General features: G+C 39.4%; 14 protein-coding genes and 15 tRNA genes (1 of these 29 only partly in view). 2 read left to right on the top strand and 27 right to left on the bottom strand.

All coding sequences use genetic code 11. The annotated features are described in order from the left end of the window. Nucleotide 1 precedes the first annotated feature (1 nt). Nucleotides 2-1,240, bottom strand: coding sequence for a beta-ketoacyl-ACP synthase II (gene fabF / locus IGJ52_RS01425; protein ID WP_002358339.1), 1,239 nt, complete (start codon nt 1,238-1,240; stop codon nt 2-4). A 297-nt stretch (nt 1,241-1,537) separates the two neighbouring features. On the opposite strand from fabF, the gene fabI reads away from it, so the two are divergent. Then, complete coding sequence (fabI, locus tag IGJ52_RS01420; RefSeq protein WP_002358338.1) at nt 1,538-2,290, top strand: enoyl-ACP reductase FabI; 753 nt, start codon at nt 1,538-1,540, stop codon at nt 2,288-2,290. 98 nt (nt 2,291-2,388) lie between these two features. Here the strand turns inward: fabI and IGJ52_RS01415 are convergent, their stop codons facing one another. From IGJ52_RS01415 to IGJ52_RS01395, 5 genes are all read right to left on the bottom strand, one after another. Then, nucleotides 2,389-2,802, bottom strand: coding sequence for a DUF4809 family protein (locus IGJ52_RS01415; protein ID WP_002389555.1), 414 nt, complete (start codon nt 2,800-2,802; stop codon nt 2,389-2,391). A gap of 29 nt (nt 2,803-2,831) precedes the next feature. Next, entirely contained in the window at nt 2,832-3,767 is a 936-nt protein-coding gene (locus tag IGJ52_RS01410; RefSeq protein ID WP_002355191.1) for a cation diffusion facilitator family transporter, read from the bottom strand. A gap of 142 nt (nt 3,768-3,909) precedes the next feature. After that, on the bottom strand, nt 3,910-4,584 hold the full coding sequence (locus IGJ52_RS01405; RefSeq protein WP_086281429.1) for an HD domain-containing protein: 675 nt from the start codon (nt 4,582-4,584) through the stop codon (nt 3,910-3,912). A gap of 12 nt (nt 4,585-4,596) precedes the next feature. Further along, on the bottom strand, nt 4,597-5,109 hold the full coding sequence (locus IGJ52_RS01400) for a DNA-3-methyladenine glycosylase I (RefSeq protein WP_002355189.1): 513 nt from the start codon (nt 5,107-5,109) through the stop codon (nt 4,597-4,599). 12 nt (nt 5,110-5,121) lie between these two features. Next, complete coding sequence (locus IGJ52_RS01395; protein WP_010821340.1) at nt 5,122-5,613, bottom strand: methylated-DNA--[protein]-cysteine S-methyltransferase; 492 nt, start codon at nt 5,611-5,613, stop codon at nt 5,122-5,124. A gap of 110 nt (nt 5,614-5,723) precedes the next feature. Here IGJ52_RS01395 and IGJ52_RS01390 point away from each other — a divergent pair, with 110 nt between their 5' ends. Beyond that, nucleotides 5,724-6,317 (top strand): bifunctional transcriptional activator/DNA repair enzyme AdaA, encoded by a 594-nt coding sequence (locus tag IGJ52_RS01390; RefSeq protein ID WP_438791839.1) that lies wholly within the window; start codon nt 5,724-5,726, stop codon nt 6,315-6,317. Nucleotides 6,318-6,334: 17 nt separating this feature from the next. Here the strand turns inward: IGJ52_RS01390 and IGJ52_RS01385 are convergent, their stop codons facing one another. The 21 genes from IGJ52_RS01385 to IGJ52_RS01285 all read right to left on the bottom strand — a co-directional run. Continuing rightward, entirely contained in the window at nt 6,335-7,078 is a 744-nt protein-coding gene (locus IGJ52_RS01385; RefSeq protein ID WP_113792760.1) for an alpha/beta hydrolase, read from the bottom strand. 137 nt (nt 7,079-7,215) lie between these two features. Next, nucleotides 7,216-8,034 (bottom strand): histidine phosphatase family protein, encoded by an 819-nt coding sequence (locus tag IGJ52_RS01380; RefSeq protein WP_002419252.1) that lies wholly within the window; start codon nt 8,032-8,034, stop codon nt 7,216-7,218. Nucleotides 8,035-8,054: 20 nt separating this feature from the next. Then, entirely contained in the window at nt 8,055-9,521 is a 1,467-nt protein-coding gene (locus tag IGJ52_RS01375) for a glycoside hydrolase family 1 protein (RefSeq protein ID WP_002373156.1), read from the bottom strand. 122 nt (nt 9,522-9,643) lie between these two features. Further along, the gene (locus IGJ52_RS01370) at nt 9,644-11,074 is read right to left on the bottom strand and encodes a 6-phospho-beta-glucosidase (protein WP_002355183.1); all 1,431 of its coding nucleotides are present in this window, start codon (nt 11,072-11,074) and stop codon (nt 9,644-9,646) included. A gap of 23 nt (nt 11,075-11,097) precedes the next feature. Continuing rightward, nucleotides 11,098-12,996, bottom strand: a complete 1,899-nt coding sequence (locus tag IGJ52_RS01365; protein ID WP_438791838.1) for a beta-glucoside-specific PTS transporter subunit IIABC — start codon at nt 12,994-12,996, stop codon at nt 11,098-11,100. Nucleotides 12,997-13,069: 73 nt separating this feature from the next. Next, nucleotides 13,070-13,912 (bottom strand): BglG family transcription antiterminator LicT, encoded by an 843-nt coding sequence (gene licT / locus IGJ52_RS01360; protein WP_010816267.1) that lies wholly within the window; start codon nt 13,910-13,912, stop codon nt 13,070-13,072. A gap of 242 nt (nt 13,913-14,154) precedes the next feature. Next, a tRNA-Glu gene (locus IGJ52_RS01355) sits at nt 14,155-14,226 on the bottom strand. 15 nt (nt 14,227-14,241) lie between these two features. Beyond that, a tRNA-Ser gene (locus IGJ52_RS01350) sits at nt 14,242-14,329 on the bottom strand. Nucleotides 14,330-14,339: 10 nt separating this feature from the next. Continuing rightward, nucleotides 14,340-14,413: transfer RNA gene (locus IGJ52_RS01345), tRNA-Ile, on the bottom strand. Between the two features lie 13 nt (nt 14,414-14,426). Further along, nucleotides 14,427-14,497: transfer RNA gene (locus tag IGJ52_RS01340), tRNA-Gly, on the bottom strand. Between the two features lie 14 nt (nt 14,498-14,511). Then, nucleotides 14,512-14,584 (bottom strand) — tRNA-Phe (locus IGJ52_RS01335). Nucleotides 14,585-14,589: 5 nt separating this feature from the next. Continuing rightward, nucleotides 14,590-14,663, bottom strand: a tRNA-Asp gene (locus tag IGJ52_RS01330). 48 nt (nt 14,664-14,711) lie between these two features. Next, nucleotides 14,712-14,785, bottom strand: a tRNA-Met gene (locus IGJ52_RS01325). Between the two features lie 33 nt (nt 14,786-14,818). Further along, a tRNA-Ser gene (locus IGJ52_RS01320) sits at nt 14,819-14,908 on the bottom strand. 12 nt (nt 14,909-14,920) lie between these two features. Continuing rightward, nucleotides 14,921-14,992: transfer RNA gene (locus IGJ52_RS01315), tRNA-Glu, on the bottom strand. 14 nt (nt 14,993-15,006) lie between these two features. Beyond that, nucleotides 15,007-15,080 (bottom strand) — tRNA-Ile (locus IGJ52_RS01310). A gap of 9 nt (nt 15,081-15,089) precedes the next feature. Beyond that, nucleotides 15,090-15,160, bottom strand: a tRNA-Gly gene (locus tag IGJ52_RS01305). Between the two features lies 1 nt (nt 15,161). After that, nucleotides 15,162-15,238 (bottom strand) — tRNA-Asp (locus IGJ52_RS01300). Between the two features lie 38 nt (nt 15,239-15,276). Then, nucleotides 15,277-15,350 (bottom strand) — tRNA-Met (locus tag IGJ52_RS01295). A 33-nt stretch (nt 15,351-15,383) separates the two neighbouring features. Beyond that, nucleotides 15,384-15,473 (bottom strand) — tRNA-Ser (locus IGJ52_RS01290). A 33-nt stretch (nt 15,474-15,506) separates the two neighbouring features. After that, nucleotides 15,507-15,525: transfer RNA gene (locus IGJ52_RS01285), tRNA-Ile, on the bottom strand; it runs 55 nt beyond the window's last position.

Below are 15,525 nucleotides of genomic sequence, written 5' to 3'. Positions count from 1 at the left end.
ACTAGTTTTCCTCCCATTTCTTCAAGCAAATTACACCATTATGGCCACCAAAGCCAAACGAATTACTAATTGTATAGTCCGCTGTAATGTCACGTGCACCTTCTGTGACATAATCTAAATCACAATCTGGATCAGCTACTTGGTAGCCTACTGTCGGATGAGCTTTTCCTTCTTGCAATGTTTGCACACAAGCGATCGCTTCGATACCGCCAGCCGCGCCCAATAAATGTCCAGTCATACTCTTTGTACTTGAAATTGGAATTTGCGATGCTCGCTCACCAAAGACACGTTTGATGGCCGTTGTTTCCGCAGCGTCATTCGCTGGGGTTGACGTACCATGAGCATTGATATACCCAATTTGTTCCGGCGTAATCCCTGCTTCCGCAATCGCCATTTCCATCGCAGCCGCCGCGCCACTACCGTCTTTTAAAGGAGCGGTCATGTGGCTAGCATCACAGTTGCTGCCATATCCAACAATTTCGCCGTAGATAGTTGCGCCACGTTTCTGTGCATGCTCGAGTTCTTCTAAAACCAGCATTCCTGCGCCTTCACCCATCACAAAACCTTTTCGTTCTTTATCAAAAGGAATCGAAGCCCGAGTCGCATCTTCTGTTGTATTTAAAGCATTCAATGCCGCAAAACCGGCAATCCCAATTTCACATACTGTGGCTTCTGTGCCACCAGTTACCATCATGTCCGCTAAACCATATTTAATCGTGCGAAAAGCTTCACCAATCGCATTCGTCGCAGAAGCACAAGCAGTCACGATAGTTTGAGAAGGTCCTTTTGCACCTAGACGAATCGAAATATTTCCCGCTGCCATATTAGCAATTACCATAGGCACGAAAAATGGTGTTACGCGTTTTGCGCCTTTTTTATCCATTACCCGTACTTGGTCTTGTAAGGTAGTCATCCCGCCGATCCCACTACCGACAATCACACCTAAACGAGTCGGGTCAATCGTTGCTTCTGTTAAACCACTCATTTCCCACGCTTCTAAAGCAGCCACCAAGCCATATTGAGAAAATAAGTCCATTCTTTTTTGCTCTTTGCGTTCTAAAACAGCACTTGGGTCAAACTCTTTCACTTCACCAGCCAAAGCCACCCCAGTATCTTCAGAATCAAATTTAGTGATTTTGCCAATTCCTAGCTTGCCATCCACTAGATTATGCCAAAATTCTTTTACGGTATTGCCTAATGGTGTTACGGCTCCCATGCCGGTTATGACCACTCTTTTCATACTGTACCTCCGAGTTTATTTTGATTATCAAACTATTATTTCATGCGGTTTCCAGCACTTTTTCTTAAAAAATAAGAAAAATAGTTTGACTTTCAAAGTATTTTGGTTAATAATTCAGACATCAGGAAAAATGTCTGTTTTTTTCAAGATTAGAAAATTGAGAAGATTTTGTTATCATTCTCACACAGATAATACCAGTTGAAATTTTATTCGTCAACTCAATAAATGTAACTTTTACATTTTGATGAAGAAAAGCCTATTCTATCAACAAAAATTTTTTATTAAAGGAGATTTTATATGTTTTTACAAAATAAGAATGTCGTCGTAATGGGTGTTGCCAACAAAAAAAGTATTGCTTGGGGCTGTGCAAAAGCATTAAAAGATCAAGGGGCCAATGTTATTTATACGTATCAAAACGAACGCATGAAAAAGCAAGTGGTTAAATTAGCAGATGAAAATGATTTGTTGGTGGAGTGCGATGTTGCTTCTGATGCGTCCATTCAAGCAGCCTTTGAAACAATCAAAAACGAAGTGGGCACAATCGATGGACTAGTCCATGCGATTGCTTTTGCCAAAAAAGAAGAATTGTCTGGAAACGTTAGTGACATCACTCGTGATGGTTTCCTATTAGCACAAGATATTAGTAGCTACTCTCTTTTAGCAGTCACTCATTATGCGAAACCTTTGTTAAATCCTGGTTCAGGAATTGTCACATTGACGTATTTAGGTTCCGAACGTGCGATTCCTAACTACAATATGATGGGGATTGCTAAAGCTTCTTTAGAAACTGCCGTGAAATATTTAGCTTTTGAATTAGCTGCAGATAAAATTCGTGTCAATGGAATCTCCGCAGGAGCGATTAAAACATTGGCTGTGACTGGTGTAAAAGACTACGATCAATTGATTAGTATTTCTAATGAGCGGACACCAGATAAAACAGGTGTAACCATTGAAGAAGTCGGAAACACTTGTGCCTTTTTAGTCAGTGAACTAGCTAGTGGTGTGGTCGGTGACATCATTTATGTCGATAAAGGCGTTCACTTAACTTAATCATTTTTTGTCTTTATTTTCTATTTATACATTAAAAAACAGAGATTGGACAATCTCTTTCACTCATTGATTGTCCAATTTCTGTTCTATTTTGTACTTTATTCTATAATAAAATTGACAGTTTCAATTCCAAAAACAGTTGTTAGGATTTGATTGACTTGTTCAAAAAGTTTTGGTAAATCTTCCAGTTTATTTTTAGATTGGATTTTTTCAGAACCGTTATCGTAGCTTAAATGATTGTACGTTTCTTTAAAGGTTACTGCTGTGTCTTCTTTTCGATAAAGGATATATTCGTCATCTAGCATATCCATTTGCAGCTCCTGTTTAAATCCATTTCTGGCAACAACAGCAGAAACTAGATGAGCAACTGTCAAGCCATCTAACGGAATGTCCACTCCATTCATTGCTAATGTGTAGACGGTATCTTCCACTAAACCACAGGCGTTGCAACCACCACTGGTTAAATCTACTGTACTTGTTATAATTGCCTCTTGCATCGTTTCTTCCCCCATATTGTTTTTTAAAGTTATTCTTTCATTTGTTATTTACGAACGTAATTCACATCATAATCGTCAACTTCAATATAGATATAGATTTTTTTATCAGGCATTTTACTGCGAATGTCTCGTTCAATCGCATTCACAACATCAGGTGCATCTTCTTCCATTGGTTCTACCACATCAATTTTTGCCGCTACTAAAATTTCAGTTGGGCCTAAATGAACGGTCTTTACATCAATTAGTTTTTCAACATCCGCCCGATCAAATGCGGTTTTAATTTTTGCTAAATCTGTAGCGGTCACACTTTCGCCTATAATCAAACTATAAAATTCTTTCGCTAAGAAAATGGCTGCACACATTAATAGTAAACCAATCAGTAAACCACTGATAGCATCAAATGCAGCAATCCCAGTTACCATCGTTAAAAGGGTCCCCACCAAAGCTAAACACAAACCAATAACCGCACAAAAGTCTTCCGTAAAAATAATTAAAATTTCACTGTGACGACTTTCTCGCAAAAATTTTAAGAGCGATAACTTCTCTGTATTCAATTCTTTGATTTCTTTCATCGCTACACGCAACGAGCTACCTTCCACAAGCAAACCAAAAATTAAAATACCAATGACAATAGCCACATTTTCTACTTCGTGAGAGGGATGCAGTAACTTCTGAATAGCCTCCATTACGCCTAACGCACCCCCACCAAAAAAGAGCATCGTTGCAACAATTGTACTAAAAAAGTATTTTGCACGGCCTTCTCCAAATTGATGTAATGCACTTTGTCCACGAGAAGCGCGCTTATTCCCAAAAAGTAATAACACCTGGTTACTACAATCTACGACACTGTGGATACTTTCATTCATCATAGCGGTACTACCACTTAAAGCAAAACCAACAAATTTACTAATCGCTACTAAAATATTCGCAATCAGTGCGGCAATAACTGCAAACATGCCACTCGATTTTTTTGTCTCCATAATTACCTCCTATATGTAACGTAAAACTAAGATAAACCACCCGTTTATTCATCCATCATTTTACCACTTCTGAGGTATTTGTAAAAAAGAGTTCTCTTAAAATTCAAAAAGAAATGTACTGACTGTTTTAGTTGGCCCTCATTTATCGGTGTCCGTCCCACTCTTGATAAAATTCCTCCAGATAAAGTTCCATAAATTGATGACGCTTTTCCGCCAATAAGCGACCATAATTTGTATTCATTTGTTCCTTTAACTTTAAAAGTTTCTCATAAAAATGCATAATGGCAGTATCTTCCCCATTCCGGTATTCTTCTTGGGTTAACTGTTCTCGAGGTTGTTTGTGAGGATCGTGAATTAAACGGCCTTTATTTCCCGAATAAGCCATCACCCGTGCAATTCCAATCGCGCCGATGGCATCTAATCGATCCGCATCCTGGACCACTTTTCCTTCTAATGTAGTGACTGTTTTCCCAGTATTTCCTCCTTTAAAGGACATATTAGCAATAATAGAAAGGATGTGATTCGTTTGCTCTGTTGATACGTTATTTGCTTCCAGCCATTGTTGCACCTTTAGTAAGCCAGCCTCTTCACTTTCGTTAAATTTTTCATCGCCAATATCATGTAACAATGCTGTTAATATACATAAAAATAAATTTGCTTGTTCTTTCTCTGCAATTGTTTTTGCTAATTGTGTCACTCGATAAATATGCCACCAGTCATGGCCACTTGCTTCGTTGGCTAATTCTTGTTGAACATAACGCGCTGCTGCTTGAATAATTGTTTTTTCTTCAAAACTAAGAGATTCATTTTCAAACATCCTAACACTCCTTTATTCTGGATTTAAAATTTCCACTTGGATAATCCCGCTAGCTTTCAGAAACATATTGGTGACAATCGGACCTACAAAAGAAAATCCTCTTTTTTTTAAGTCTTTTGCTACGTTATCTGATAAAAGCTGTGTGCGTGGGACTTGGTATGCTTCTTCATAAATAGATAAAACGGGGACGTTTTTTACAAATTGCCATAGATAATTGGCAAAACTGCCAAATTCTTCTTGTACTTTTAAAATTGCTTGCGCATTTTTAATGGTTGCTTCAATTTTGCGCCGATTGCGAATCATATCTGGATCAGCTACTATTCGATCGACTTCGTCAGGCAACAGCGCGGCAACTTTTTCCGGCTTCATTTGGCAAAAATTTTTCATGAATGCTACTTTTTTCCCTGCGGCTGCTTTCCAACTTAAACCAACTTGAAAAACACCCACCGTCAACAATAAAAACAGCAAATCATCCTCTCTTGTAGGTTTTCCCCATTGTTCTGTATACCATTGATAGTTGTTCATCGCCGCCTCCTTTTAAGACTGTTCAAATGTTAATAATGCTTGTTTCATTGCTAAACCACCACGGTAACCGGTTAATTGTCCCTTGCTGCCGATGACTCGATGACAAGGGATGACCATTAATAAAGGATTTTTCCCAATCGCTGTGCCAACTGCTCGAACCGCACGTGGACGCCCAATTTTTTCTGAAATTTCTTGATAGGTCATTGTCTCACCATATGGGATTTCTTGCAATGCCTGCCAAACTTCTTTTTGAAAGGGCGTTCCTTCGATGTCTATGGGACAAGCAAACGTTGTCGAATCTTGGTTAAGATAACTTATTAATGCTTCTTTATAAGGCGCAGTTTTCTTTTCAGAAGCTTCTAATTGTGCTTGAGGGTACCAGTTTTTCAGCTCTTCTATCGATTGATTGGCTGAACCTACAAAAGCTAGTCCAGCGTCTGTCACACCAAGATAATAGTGATCGTTCTGCCATTCTTGTTGCGCATAATAAATCTTTTTTGCCATATGTCTACACTTCTTTCTCGTGTTTTCTTATCTTCATTATAATTCTTTTGGCTTTCAAAATCTTGCGCTCCCATCACTTTTTACTTGTTTTTATTAGGGATTCTTTTACAATGAAGAAAATGGGAGGTGTGCTTACAATGAAAATAACGTATCGACTTACTCAGAAACGTTGGGAAGCCATTCAAAATAATAATACGCAATTTGATGGTGATTTTTTTTATGGTGTGACCACAACTAAAATTTTTTGTCGTCCTTCGTGCCCTTCCCGTGTGCCCAATAAGAACCACGTTCTGATTTTCAAAACGGCTCAGGAAGCTTTAACACTTGGTTTTCGTCCATGTAAAAGATGTCAACCAACCGGGCAAGTCGTTCCTAATGAGGAATGGGTTGCTCAAATTAAGCAATTTATTGATCGGCATTCAGCGGAACCATTAAGTTTAGACTATTTAGCGCAAGCCTGCCACGGTAGTCCCTTTCATTTGCAGCGAACCTTTAAGGAACAGGCGAAACAAACCCCGTTAGCTTATTTAACAAGTGTCCGAATTAGGCAAGCCCAAGAATTGCTTCTCCATTCACCCCTTACGATTCAACAAATCGCGAAAAAAGTTGGCTTCCAAACCGCAGCATATTTTGCCACCACTTTTAAAAAAGAAACAGGCGTAACCCCCTCTGTTTATCGCAGTAAAAATGAGCCGAAAAAATAACATTTCGGCTCATCGGATTATTTATTGGGGCGTGATTGTAGCCACGCTACAATCAATTGACTGATTTCTGTTTGCTGTTGCTCGTTAGAAATTGTCGCTTTGTTGTCTCCTTTTTGGACACCGTAATTACCAAACCCTGCATGGTTACCACCTTTGATAGATACATACTGCGTATCTTTTGGCAAAAACTGTTTGGCTTTTTGGTAGCTAGTCCAATTTAAAACACCATCGTTTGTGGCTGTTATTGACAGAACCGGCAGATTTTGCTTGTTTAGTGCACCTTTTTCGTCAGGATAGCTGGCTAAATAAATCATGCCTTTGATTCGTTGCTCATTTTCCGCTACAAAACGACTAGCCATCACACCACCCAGAGAATGCCCAGCCAAAACGAAGTTTTGTTGTGGATGATCCTTTATAATTTGTTCTGCAGCATTTGGTGCAAGAACCGCTAAATTCAAAGGAAAATGAACAACATAGACATCGTAACCTTTCGTAGCAACTTCTTGCGCCCATTCACTATAACTAGCTGGCACAACCAATGCACCTGGATAAAAAATCAGTGCTGTATCATTTTTTTGCCCGTTTGTGTAATAATCATAGTTTTTTTCTTGCGTGGCACTTTGACTTATTTTTAAGGCCGAATCGGTCGCTTGATACGTACTATTTTTAATAAAAATAGTCAGGCCGATGACTAAGATTACTAAAAAAAGCCCGAGTCCTAGGACAATTTTTTTCCAGCGTGATTTTGTTCTATTTTTCATCTCATTTCCTCCCAATGAAAAAATTCTTCTTTCTGATTCTACCTTTAATAAAAAAAGAACACAACAATAGGAGTTGGTGGAGCAACCCTTTTCTTGCTCCACCAACTCCTAAATAAACTGTTTCTCGACGCCTTAGATTATTTTGATTCTTTTTTGCCTGCTTCTAAGTAGCTGACATCATTGACTTTATCCAAAGTATACTCGCCATTTTTGTAATGAATCGTTGTAACACTAGCATTCTTCAAACCGCCTTCTGGGACTTTAAAATCATCAAATAAAGTTGCTAACAACGCTGAAATACTCAAGCCATGAGAGACCACTAAAACATTGCCATTTCCGGGATTGGCTGATTCTGTGGCAACAATTTTATCTAAGCCTTTTTTCAAACGTTTGGTAATTGTAGCATAGTCTTCTGCAGGCCAGTTATTCTTGCTTTCCTCGCGCTGTTGATCCAGTTTAGCTACACTGTTGGCAAAAGATTCAGGGGTCATGTTTTTCATAAATTCTTCTAAGGAAACACCTTGATCATCAGCAATATCCTGCCACATTGTCTTGTTTAAATCCCCTTCATAGCTACCAAAATTAAATTCACGTAAATCTGGGTCACGCACGACTTCAAGGTCTTTGCCTGCTTTATTTTGATCTAAAATAAGTTGAGCAGTTTGCAAGGCGCGGCCACTATCACTACTATATGCATTTTGAAAGGCAACATCTTTCAAACCAATCCCAGTTGCGGTCACAACTTTTTCACCTTCTGGTGTTAAGACCGCATCTGACCATCCTTGTACGCGGTCCGTCGTATTTAACATGGTTTTTCCATGGCGCACAATGTAAAGAGTTAGTTCTTCAGGTTTTGTCTCTTTTTCTTTTGTCGTTGCTTGCTGATTTTTACCACAACCAACCATTACTAAAATGGCCAGAAAAAGCATCCCCACAATCGTCAATCGTTTTTTCATTTTTTATTTCCCCTCATTTTCTACTCAGTTGTTAAGTTTTCACCATTACTAGCGATAACTTGTTTGTACCAATTAAATGATTTTTTCTTAGTTCGTTTCAAGGTTCCCTGACCTTCGTCATCCATGTCTACATAGATAAATCCGTAACGTTTTTTCATTTCGCCAGTCCCTGCTGAAACTAAGTCAATACAACCCCATGGCGTATAACCAATTAAGTTAACCCCGTCTTCTTCTACTGCGGTTCTCATGGCTTCAATATGTTGTTTAAAATAATCAATGCGGTAATCGTCGACAATCGAGCCATCCTCTTGCAATGTGTCCACCGCGCCAAACCCGTTTTCAACCACAAACAATGGCATATTGTAACGATCTGACAACTGACACAATGAAATTCTTAACCCTAAAGGATCGACAGCCCAGCCCCATTCAGATTCTTGCAAATAAGGATTTTTAACCGCAGGCATTTGGTTGCCTCCGACATATTTTACTTCTTCGGGATAAGCAGTCGAAACGGTCGACATATAATAACTAAACCCGATATAATCAACTGTTCCTTTTTGAATAATCGCTAAATCCTCTGACTCCATTTGAATTGTCATTCCTTCACGCTCAAATTCTTTGAGCTTATGCGCTGGATAATATCCCTTAGCCTGGACATCCATATAAAATTCTTGCTCTCGGTTAAATTGAACAGCTGCCATCACGTCCTCAGGTTTGCAGGACAAAGGATAACTTGGGATATAAGCCACCATCATACCAATCTGGAAATCTGGATTGATGGAATGTCCTAATTCAACTGCTTTCGCACTTGCTACAAATAGATGATGTGCCGCTTGATATTTACTTTGTTTATCATTATTGTGAATCCCAATTTGCGTCCAACTTCTTAAAAAATTAATTTCATTAAAAGTCATCCAATACTTCACTTTATCCTGGTAACGTGTAAAAATGGTTTCGCAAAAGAAAACAAAGAAATCAATCACTTCACGATTTTTCCAACCATCATATTCATCGGCCAAATACATCGGAATATCAAAATGGTTAATCGTCACAACAGGCTCAATTCCATGGCGCAGCAAAGTATCAAAAACTTTATCATAAAAGGCTAAGCCTTCTTCATTAATCTCTTTTGTTCCATTTGGGCAAATCCGGCTCCAGGCGATAGACAGCCGAAAACATTTGAAACCCATTTCTGCAAATAAGGCGATATCTTCTTCGTAATGATGGTAAAAGTCCGTCGCTACATGGCTAGGATAGTATAACTCTTCATCGATATAGCCAATCGCTCCTTCGGGCAATGCTTGATCGCGCGTACACGAAGCTTTTTGGCCCTCTTTAGTTAAATACGTAATCCGTCGCGGTTCTGTTTGACTACCACCAGTAATTGCATCTAATGTACTCAGACCTTTGCCTCCTGAAAGGTAGCCACCTTCATATTGGTTAGCAGCTGTTGCGCCGCCCCATAAAAAATTTTCTGGAAATCCCATAAAATCCCTCTTTCCCTCTGTTTTTAGGCATAACAAAGAAACCATCAAGGGAATTGAGGCTGGCAGAAGAGTCCTTGTTTTTTCTGCCAACGTCAAACGCCCTTTAATAGTTGCTAATTTTATTAATTACTTAAATCTTCACCATTTGTTGCGATTACTTTTTTGTACCAATCAAACGATTTTTTCTTGCTTCGTTTTAACGTACCATTTCCTTCGTTATCGCGATCCACATAGATAAAGCCATAGCGTTTTTTCATTTCACCAGTTCCAGCTGATACTAAATCAATACAGCCCCAAGTCGTATAGCCTAACAAGTCGACACCATCTTGTTCAACGGCATCTTTCATCGCTTGAATATGCGCCGCCAAATAATCGATACGATAATCATCGACTACATAACCATTTTCGTCTGGTGTGTCTACCGCTCCTAAGCCATTTTCAACAATGAATAGTGGTTTTTGATAACGATCATATAAATCATTCATCGTAATTCTCAAACCAAGCGGATCAATTTGCCAACCCCATTCACTGGCTTTTAAATAAGGATTTTTCACAGAGGCAAAGATGTTACCAGCTGTTTGTTCATTAATTTCTGGATCTGTTGATGTGACACGAGAAGAATAATAAGAGAACGAAATGAAGTCCACCGTATGTTCTTTTAAAAGTTCTTCGTCGCCTTCTTCCATTTCAATTTGAATACCTTTACGTGCCATTTCTTTTAAAGCATACGCAGGGTATTCCCCACGTGATTGGACATCAATAAAGAAATAATTTTCACGATCTGCTTGTCGAGCAGCGAAAACATCTTCTGGTTTGCAAGTATAAGCGTAGTTGGAACCAGCCGCTAACATACAACCTACTTGGTTTTCAGGATCTACCTCATGAGCAATTTTTGTCGCAATTGCACTTGCTAGTAGTTCATGATGGGCCGCTTGGTATTTCACTTGTTCTTTGTTTTCGCCTTCTTCAAAGTATAGACCTGCTCCCATAAATGGTGCATGTAAAATCATATTAATTTCGTTAAATGTTAACCAATACTTGACTAATCCTTTATATCGGTTGAAAATTACACGGCAAAGATTTTCATAGAAACCTACTAACTTACGACTACGCCAAGCGCCATATTCTTCCACTAAGTGCATTGGACAGTCAAAGTGTGTAATCGTTACTAGTGGCTCAATCCCATATTTATGACATTCTTTGAATAAGTCTTCATAGAACTTCAAGCCTTCTTCATTCGGCTCTGTTTCATCTCCCATTGGAAAAATTCGACTCCAAGCAATGGATAAACGGTATGTTTTAAAACCCATTTCACCAAACAAGGCGATATCTTCTTTATAGCGATGATACATATCAATCGCCTCTTGTGCAGGATAGAAATGTTCCTCATCAAAGTTAAACATTTTCTTTTCACCAGTGATTACTGGAAAACGATCTGGACCAGTTGGCGCTAAATCGACGTTTGCCAGACCGCGTCCACCTTCGTTATAGCCACCTTCACATTGATTGGCTGCTGTTGCGCCACCCCATAAAAAGTCTTTTCTAAATGCCATAAATTCTCTTCCTCCACATCTTTTTATATTAAAGCGGTCAGCAAATCATCGCTTGTTGAAACTTCATTACTGCCGACTTCCAAAATATCTAAATAATCCGCTGTATTCGTCACAACGATTGGGATTTGTGTACTAAACCCAGCTTTTTTAATTCCTTCTAAATCAAAGGTTACTAATGTTTGACCTTTTTTCACGTGGTCACCTTGTTTTACAAAAGCTTCAAAGCCTTCACCTTCTAATTGAACTGTATCAATCCCAATATGAATCAATAATTCTGTGCCGTTATCTGAAATCAAACCTAATGCATGTTTTGTTGGGAATAGTGTGACAATCGTTCCATCAAAGGGTGCAACCACTTTACCTTCCGTTGGTTCAATCACGACCCCATTTCCTAAAGCTCCATTTGCAAAAGCAGGATCCTCTGCATTTTTTAAAGATAACACTCGTCCTTTGACTGGACTTGTAATATTTTCTTTTTTAATCGTTGTTTTATCAATAATCACTTCTTCTTCCTCAACTGTATTGTCTTTCCAGAAGAAGAATGTTAGACCAAAACCAACGAGCGCTGCAATGGCAATTGCAATAAAGGACTGAATCATCCCACTTGCATCATCACCATTGATAAAGTTTAGCACACCGAAAATTCCTAAACCACCCATTGTATATGCTGTCACATTATTGATCATCAAATATAAACCACCGACAGCGCCACCAATCATTGAATAAATAAATGGCCATTTTTTCGGTAAAGTGATTCCATAAATTGCTGGCTCTGTTACACCAAAAATACCAGAGATAATTGCTGGCGGACACAAAGCTTTTAACTTTTTATCTTTCAATTTGAAGAACATCGCTAAAACAACCGCTGTTTGCGCAAAACTAGCTGCAAATGATCCCGTTAATACTTGGCTTGAACCTTCTTGTGTCACTTGCATAATAGCTAATGGCACAACGCTCCAATGTAAACCAAAAATAACTAAGACTTGCCAGAAGAAACCAAGAATCAAACCATACAAAGCTGGTGAGAAACTCATTAATGCTGTAAAGCCAGCGCTTAATAAATCCGTTAGCATGCTAACGATTGGCCCAATTACTAAGAAACCAATTGGTAAGGCAATCAACAAGACGAAAAACGGTACTAAGAACGTTTGAACAACTTCTGGAATAATCCGTTTAAACACTTTTTGAACTTGTGCCGCAAAAGCAATAATGAAGATGATTGGTACGACACTACTTGTATAGTTCGCACCGACCCAAGGGATCCCCATAAAGGTATTATAGGCAGGTAAACCGAATAAATTATACGGTGCTGCGGCTCCCGCACCCGCTGTTGTTTCAAAGGCCGTTTGTAATGCACTTCCTTGAATCGTTGGGTAACATAAAGCTGCGCCAATCACGATCCCTACCATTGGATGCAACCGGAATTTTTTAGCTGCTGTATAACCTAAAATAACTGGCATAAAGTAGAAAATTGCATCGCCAATCCCATTTAACATGGTATAAGTCCCTGACGTAGCCGTATAGAGCTTTAAGAAAACCAATAAGGCATTTAACCCTTTGACCATCCCAGCCGCTGCTAACGCCCCTAAAAAGGGTTGGAAACAACCACTTAAAATATCTATTAAGCGATCAAATAAATTCCCACTAGAAGCTTCTTCTTCACGTTCTCCTGACAAGCCTGCAATACTAACTACTTCTTCATAAACGGCTGGGACATGATTTCCAATAACGACTTGGTATTGTCCACCGCTTTTCATAACAGTTACCACACCGTCCATATTTTTTAAGACATCATCATTCGCTTGACTCTCATCTTTTAATTTGAAGCGAAGACGTGTGATACAATGTGTCAAACTATTAATATTCTCTTGCCCACCGACATTTTTTACAATTTTTTCTGCTAGTTCATGATATTTTCCCATCTTTTTTTCCTCCAAAAATTTATTTTCATTTGAAGGTTTAGCCAACTGAATGTCACTATCCAAAGTGGTGCGTTTAATGTTCCGTTGTTTGTACAATTCGTGCAATGTGAATCGTTAGGTACAAGCGTTCTTCATTTGAAACTTGATAGTCATAGTTCTCATTTAAATACAAGCTGATCTTTTCCACGCAACGATAGGCGTTGAGATATTTCTTTTTAATTACCGCATACAGTTCTTCATCATCATTTTCGACAACTTCACGTTGGTGTAATAAGCGATAACAGAAAAATTTTAAATGTGTGCTAAATCGATAAAAGTAAACAGAGTCTTCATCAAAACTTACCTTAAAATAGTATTTGACGATATTTGTAATCTCTTGCATCAACTTTGTCAATTCGTAAATATTACCGACTTCTTCCTCCATCTCCGCATTCACCAAGTGCAATGCGATAAAACCTGCCTCATCCGTTGACAATTCCATTCCTACGCGCTTTTGTACCATTTTTAAAGCATTTACTCCTACTTCGTACTCTTCAGGAAAAAAACGTTTAATATCCCATAATAATAAATTCTTAATTGCAATTCCTTGTTTTTTTCTTTCTAAAGCTGTGTACAAATGATCCGTCAGAGAAATATAAATGGTATCATTCAAACTCTTTTTCAACGTTGATTTTGCATAAACAATAATGTCATCCGAGAGTTTCATCATCTCTAAAGGAATATTTCCTAACAATTCTTGAAACTTAAGTGATGTTTCTTGATTGGCTAAATAAAAAACTTGATCGATACTTTCATCAGGAACCCAATCCCCAATGCGTTTCTTAAAAGCAATTCCTTTGCCCATAACAATTTGCTCTCGTTTATCATCATCTAATGTAATAACCACATTATTGTTCAAAATTTTGTGAATAATCAATGCCCCACCTCCTTTGTGTTTCGTTGAAAAAAGAAAAACCCAATTTCTTCAAAAAGAACGACACATCTGTCGCTTCATGAAAAAATTAGGTTTAGCTTGTCTTTAAACAATCACTATCCATCTATTTACTTATCCCTACATCCAAAGAATAACATATTTACAACAAATGTCAACGCTTTCAACGACATTTTTTTGTAATAAAAATAAAAAAAGCATACAAACAATGTTTGTATGCTTCACTATGACCCGTACGGGACTCGAACCCGTGTTACCGCCGTGAAAGGGCGGTGTCTTAACCGCTTGACCAACGGGCCATTAAAAAGAAAAAACGGAGAAGGAGGGATTTGAACCCTCGCGCCGGTTTCCCGACCTACACCCTTAGCAGGGGCGCCTCTTCAGCCACTTGAGTACTTCCCCAAGAAATAAATGGGCCTAAATGGACTCGAACCATCGACCTCACGCTTATCAGGCGTGCGCTCTAACCAGCTGAGCTATAGGCCCCAAATAAGAAAAAAGCGGGTGACGAGAATCGAACTCGCGACAACAGCTTGGAAGGCTGTGGTTTTACCACTAAACTACACCCGCAAATTTTTCTTGGATGGCGCGGGACAGAATCGAACTGCCGACACATGGAGCTTCAATCCATTGCTCTACCAACTGAGCTACCGAGCCAAAAACGGTCTGGACGGGACTCGAACCCGCGACCTCCTGCGTGACAGGCAGGCATTCTAACCAGCTGAACTACCAAACCAATTCGTTTTTGCTTTATGCAAATGTATGCTTTAAAAAATAAAAGCAATTGCGGGGGCAGGATTTGAACCTACGACCTTCGGGTTATGAGCCCGACGAGCTACCTGACTGCTCCACCCCGCGATAATTAGACCAAGGAAAATTGATTCCTAAGAAAGGAGGATAAGGGATTCGAACCCTTGCACGGTTTTACCCGCCTGACGGTTTTCAAGACCGTTCCCTTCAGCCGGACTTGGGTAATCCTCCGTAACAAAACTATGACCCGTACGGGACTCGAACCCGTGTTACCGCCGTGAAAGGGCGGTGTCTTAACCGCTTGACCAACGGGCCATTTTATAAAATTATGGGCCTAAATGGACTCGAACCATCGACCTCACGCTTATCAGGCGTGCGCTCTAACCAGCTGAGCTATAGGCCCAAAAAGAAAAGCGGGTGACGAGAATCGAACTCGCGACAACAGCTTGGAAGGCTGTGGTTTTACCACTAAACTACACCCGCATGGCGGTCTGGACGGGACTCGAACCCGCGACCTCCTGCGTGACAGGCAGGCATTCTAACCAGCTGAACTACCAAACCATACTTTTCTTTTTATGTGCTTTTGAAATCAAAAGCAATTGCGGGGGCAGGATTTGAACCTACGACCTTCGGGTTATGAGCCCGACGAGCTACCTGACTGCTCCACCCCGCGATAATTAGACTAAGGAAAATTGATTCCTAAGAAAGGAGGATAAGGGATTCGAACCCTTGCACGGTTTTACCCGCCTGACGGTTTTCAAGACCGTTCCCTTCAGCCGGACTTGGGTAATCCTCCATGATAAAAATAAAACTATAAACAACGTCACAATGGACCTTGTAGGACTCGA

The organism is Enterococcus sp. DIV1758, assembly GCF_051711985.1.
Taxonomy (GTDB): domain Bacteria; phylum Bacillota; class Bacilli; order Lactobacillales; family Enterococcaceae; genus Enterococcus; species Enterococcus faecalis.
Note: the sequence above shows the minus strand (reverse complement) of the source record. Positions and strands in the feature narration are given on the sequence as shown.

Excerpts from the sequence above, each read along its gene's own strand:
- IGJ52_RS01365 (WP_438791838.1), bottom strand. The coding sequence starts at position 12,996 with ATGGGAAAATATCATGAACTAGCAGAAAAAATTGTAAAAAATGTCGGT.
- IGJ52_RS01405 (WP_086281429.1), bottom strand. The coding sequence starts at position 4,584 with ATGTTTGAAAATGAATCTCTTAGTTTTGAAGAAAAAACAATTATTCAA.
- IGJ52_RS01390 (WP_438791839.1), top strand. The coding sequence starts at position 5,724 with ATGAAGAAAATGGGAGGTGTGCTTACAATGAAAATAACGTATCGACTT.
- IGJ52_RS01370 (WP_002355183.1), bottom strand. The coding sequence starts at position 11,074 with ATGGCATTTAGAAAAGACTTTTTATGGGGTGGCGCAACAGCAGCCAAT.
- IGJ52_RS01400 (WP_002355189.1), bottom strand. The coding sequence starts at position 5,109 with ATGAACAACTATCAATGGTATACAGAACAATGGGGAAAACCTACAAGA.
- fabI (WP_002358338.1), top strand. The coding sequence starts at position 1,538 with ATGTTTTTACAAAATAAGAATGTCGTCGTAATGGGTGTTGCCAACAAA.
- IGJ52_RS01380 (WP_002419252.1), bottom strand. The coding sequence starts at position 8,034 with ATGAAAAAACGATTGACGATTGTGGGGATGCTTTTTCTGGCCATTTTA.
- IGJ52_RS01385 (WP_113792760.1), bottom strand. The coding sequence starts at position 7,078 with ATGAAAAATAGAACAAAATCACGCTGGAAAAAAATTGTCCTAGGACTC.
- IGJ52_RS01415 (WP_002389555.1), bottom strand. The coding sequence starts at position 2,802 with ATGGGGGAAGAAACGATGCAAGAGGCAATTATAACAAGTACAGTAGAT.
- IGJ52_RS01375 (WP_002373156.1), bottom strand. The coding sequence starts at position 9,521 with ATGGGATTTCCAGAAAATTTTTTATGGGGCGGCGCAACAGCTGCTAAC.
- IGJ52_RS01395 (WP_010821340.1), bottom strand. The coding sequence starts at position 5,613 with ATGGCAAAAAAGATTTATTATGCGCAACAAGAATGGCAGAACGATCAC.
- IGJ52_RS01410 (WP_002355191.1), bottom strand. The coding sequence starts at position 3,767 with ATGGAGACAAAAAAATCGAGTGGCATGTTTGCAGTTATTGCCGCACTG.
- fabF (WP_002358339.1), bottom strand. The coding sequence starts at position 1,240 with ATGAAAAGAGTGGTCATAACCGGCATGGGAGCCGTAACACCATTAGGC.